1 protein-coding gene and 1 other annotated feature are annotated in these 1,326 nt (G+C 43.0%); the gene reads right to left on the bottom strand.

What is annotated here, in order from left to right; genetic code table 11:
• Positions 1–57: 57 nt before the first annotated feature.
• Positions 58–1,277, bottom strand: a protein-coding gene (locus tag CWB65_RS17470; protein WP_223230517.1) for an IS3 family transposase whose coding sequence is annotated in 2 segments (ribosomal slippage) — positions 58–989 and positions 989–1,277 — 1,221 coding nt in all. Because the reading frame shifts where the segments join, the coding sequence is not laid out codon by codon here.
• Positions 883–999: a sequence feature (AL1L pseudoknot), on the bottom strand. Its footprint overlaps the gene before it by 117 nt.
• Positions 1,278–1,326 lie beyond the last annotated feature (49 nt).

The following is a 1,326-nucleotide window of genomic DNA, read 5'->3' as shown; positions in this document are numbered from 1 at the left end:
AAAATAAAAAACAATGGTTGAATCGCCCAGAGTTCATCGGAGACCAGTTTGTTTAAGTCAGGCCACTTTACCTGACTCGTTTAAATTATCATAGTAGTCTGTTTCATATTGAGCTGGTGAAATATACCCAATTGAAGATAATAAGCGTTGATTATTAAACCAATTGACCCACTCTAACGTTGCGTATTCAACAGCATCAACATTCTTCCACGGGCCATTTCTGCGAATAATCTCTGTTTTAAATAATCCATTTATTGTTTCAGCCAATGCATTGTCATAAGAGTCACCCACACTGCCTACAGACGCTTGAATTCCAGCTTCAGCAAGTCGCTCAGTGTATCGTATAGACAAATATTGGCTGCCTCTGTCGCTGTGGTGAATTAACCCTTCGGGGTTGCCACGATGCCAAATAGCTTGCTCTAACGCATCAAGAATAAGCTCTGTGTGCATTGTCGTTGATACACGCCAACCTACAATGTATCGTGAAAAAACATCTATCACGAAAGCGACATAAACAAACCCACTCCATGTGGCAACATAGGTGATGTCAGCTACCCAAAGTTGATTTGGCTGCTCAGCAGTAAATTGACGATTAACTAAATCAAGTGGCTTATCTTGTTGCTCGTCAGGTATCGTTGTCTTATGTGCTTTACCCCGACGAACACCTTGAATTCCCATAACTCGCATCAATCGTTCGACTGTACAGCGGGCGACTTGATGGTCGTCAAGCTGTAGCTGCTTCCATATTTTTCTTGCACCATAAACTGACATATTATCCTCCCACACTTCGCGAATGAGTATTATCAGCTCAGCATCACGCTTTTTGCGGTTAGACAGTCGCTCAGGCTCTCTTTGTATCTGTTTATGAGAATAATACGTTGATGGTGCAATCGGCAATTCCTTGCAAATTGACTCGACACCGTAATGCTCTCTGCAAGCATCAATAAAATCCACTATTACTTCTGTTTGCGGTCGAGCTCCGCTTGGGCGAAAAAAGCGGCAGCTTGCCTCAGGATATCATTCGTTCGCTTGAGCTCTTTATTCTCGCGCTCTAAGACGGCAAGGCGTTCTTCAGTTGATTGCGTATTAGAAGAGGGTTTAGACGGTTGAGCTTGAGATTTCTTGACCCATGCTCTAAGTGTTTCTGGGGTACATCCCAGTTTATCTGAAATCGATACTAGCGCAGCCCAAAGAGAAGGGTATTCATGCTGTTGTGTGGTAACAAGCCTAATTGCACGTTCACGAAATTCTGATGTATAGCGATTTGATTTTTTCATAGTTCCAGTTTCTCAAGTTATTGAGTCTCTGGCAAACACGGGGCGATTC

This window comes from Pseudoalteromonas sp. S554 (assembly GCF_005930865.1).
Taxonomy (GTDB): Bacteria; Pseudomonadota; Gammaproteobacteria; order Enterobacterales; family Alteromonadaceae; genus Pseudoalteromonas; species Pseudoalteromonas marina.
This window is presented reverse-complemented; position numbering and strand designations above follow the sequence as displayed.